This is a genomic window from Mycobacterium kyorinense, assembly GCF_001672775.1.
Taxonomy (GTDB): domain Bacteria; phylum Actinomycetota; class Actinomycetes; order Mycobacteriales; family Mycobacteriaceae; genus Mycobacterium; species Mycobacterium kyorinense_A.
The window spans coordinates 1-2,406 of the sequence record NZ_LZKJ01000102.1; the positions used below are offsets into that span (position 1 = coordinate 1).

Annotated in this window: 3 protein-coding genes; 1 reads left to right on the forward strand and 2 read right to left on the reverse strand. The window is 62.0% G+C overall.

Annotation, left to right across the window (positions count from 1 at the left end; genetic code table 11):
* Together A5707_RS10900 and A5707_RS10905 are read right to left on the reverse strand one after the other, a co-directional pair.
* The coding region (locus A5707_RS10900; RefSeq protein ID WP_197495307.1) for a glycosyltransferase at positions 1 to 474 on the reverse strand (474 nt) is incomplete at its 3' end.
* A 162-nt stretch (positions 475 to 636) separates the two neighbouring features.
* Complete coding sequence (locus tag A5707_RS10905) at positions 637 to 1,605, reverse strand: sulfotransferase family protein (protein WP_082969392.1); 969 nt, start codon at positions 1,603 to 1,605, stop codon at positions 637 to 639.
* A gap of 410 nt (positions 1,606 to 2,015) precedes the next feature.
* Here A5707_RS10905 and A5707_RS10910 point away from each other — a divergent pair.
* A partial coding sequence (locus A5707_RS10910) for a glycosyltransferase (RefSeq protein ID WP_197495308.1) occupies positions 2,016 to 2,406 on the forward strand: 391 nt, incomplete at its 3' end.

Below are 2,406 nucleotides of genomic sequence, written 5' to 3' on the forward strand. Positions count from 1 at the left end.
CGCCGGCATACCCGGAACAAGCTGGCCGTTGGGCCGCATCGGGAAGACATGCAGCGTGGCTAACGGAATGCCGTAATGCTCAGCGACGTTGCCGGCCGCCTCTTCGCCGAGGACGCCGGTGAACAGTAGATCGGCCCCCTGCGCCAACGACGTCAGCGTCGAGCTGACGTCCTGCCAAAACTCGGTCACCAACTGCCAATCCTCACGCAACAGCCCGGCCAGGTCCCGCACCCGCCAGAAGTTCCTCCAGAACTTGCGCAGGAAACGCGCCCAGAAGTCGCGGTTCACGTCCTGCCACACCCGCGGATCAGGACCATAGGCAACTGCCGCGACGCCGGCCGCCTCGGCAACGCCAACAAGATCGCCCGGAACGGCCATTCGCACCTCGTGCCCACGACGTGCCAACTCACGGCCCACGGCCAGCCCGGGTTCCACGTCACCACGAGTGCCATAAAAGGACAGCACAAATTTCATCGCGGACCTCAGCCCTTCACTCCCCGTGCGCGTTCTGCCAGATGAAAGCGGGGGCCTGGCGCCCCGGCTTAGTCGCTCGGCAGCATAACGCGATGCCGGCGCAGTCGACCTGGAATCCGGAAGCTCTGGGCTAGGCGTTTATCCGCAGACCTGCCGAATGGTCTACGCCCACGTCCCCCTGCGTCGGTGAGCCATAGCGACGATTCCGTTGCGGAGCTTCAGGAAGCGCGGCGGCATGAACCGATAGATTTTGTGCAATTGCTGAGCATTCTCGAAAACCGCCCGGTAACCACGTTCGCTCGCCCGATACGCCTCCAAAACGCGGTCGAGCGTTGCCTGATCCCAGGGCTCGTCACGCGTGGCCGCGCACAGCGCGTCGTAGGTTACGGAAATCCAGTCGGTGCCGAAGGGCTCCGTCACCGCGCCGCCGTGTTGCTGGCGGTGAAGATCCGGTGTGAGAAACTCCTCGATCGCACCCTCGTCGCGGGCGTCGAGGTCAATTGCGAGCGCGACCGAAATCCGCTTTATTTCCCGGCGCCAGTCCTCAAGGAAGCTGGCGTAATCGACGAATACACGCGGCAGGCCGCGCGTATCCCTTTCGGAGAGGAGATTGAATTTCAGCCACAATGCCGTCGCGAGGTCCGGCGCGGTGAGCAGAGCCGCCGCACCCGAGGCGATGACCTCTTGCGGGTGGCGCACCGGAATCACTGCCGCGACATCGAATCCAGCCGTCCGCGCCGCCTCGAACCACAGGCCGGACAGCAGCGTAATCCTCGGGTCCTTGATGACCACGAGCGGCGCAGCCGGCAACGTGGAAAGAAACGACCCGATTTCGGCGACGCAGCGGGCCTTCTCTTGCGCGTCGAACCCACCTTCATCTTGCAGGTGCAGTGACGTGTCGAACGTAGTGCTGCCGTTGCGATGCAAGATCGAGTTGTTGATATGGAGAGATGCGCGAGGCTCCCAATAGCCCCGCGGATTGTTCCGGTCGGCACCCGCCATTCCCGTTGGGAGCGCGGCCCCGCAAAGTGAGAGAACCCGCGTGACCGCCGACGTTCCCGACCGAGGCGCACCCAGCACAAAAAGAGCGATCGGCCTGGCCGCAGTCCCGTTTTGCGCCGCCGGGGACACGGATGCGTGCTTCGCGGCAGTACGTCGGCTCTGACTCATAGCGGCAGGATAGACGGGGGACCGAAATTATTGTCGCGAATCGTTATATGGCGCAACAATCTCCGAAGTGTGCTTGCTGCCCGAGACTCTAGGCATGACGAGCTATACCTCCGCGCTCGCGGCGACTTGTCTGGCTTTTTGCGCCTGCGCCACGTCACCAGCCAACCTGAGAATCGGCGCGCAAATTGAGAATTTGTAAATCCGGTTAGTTGAAACGCGCAACAGTTTACGTTGACTGCTTTAAAGTGCTAGTCGCATCATGCATTACACCGCACTCTCGCCGTTGGCTGTTACTACCCAACGCCAAAGATCGGTTGCTACAGCGCAGTTCGCTACAGGTCGGAAGGTGTGTTCATGCGGAAGGGTCCGCGATGAAAGTTGTGCTGGCAAGCTATGGAAGTCGTGGCGACGTCGAACCCTGCGTCGCTGTTGGCTGTGAACTTATGCGCCGCGGACACGAGGTGTGCGTTGCTGTCCCACCCGACTTGATCGACTTCGCCAAGTCAACGGGGCTGGAGGCGCTCCCCTACGGGCCGGATACAGAAGTGTGGTGGGGCGCGCACCGCGATTTCTGGACCCGTTTCTTCCGCAGCTTCTGGAGGGTGCGGGAACTGATCAGGTCGTCTCGCGAAATTGGCGAGTCAGTTATCCAGTACTGGGAGGATATCGCCACGACGCTAAAGTCCCTGGCCGACGGCGCAGACCTCCTGGTCACATTTCTGAATTTCGAGCCGCCCGCCGCCAACGTCGCAGAGTATTACG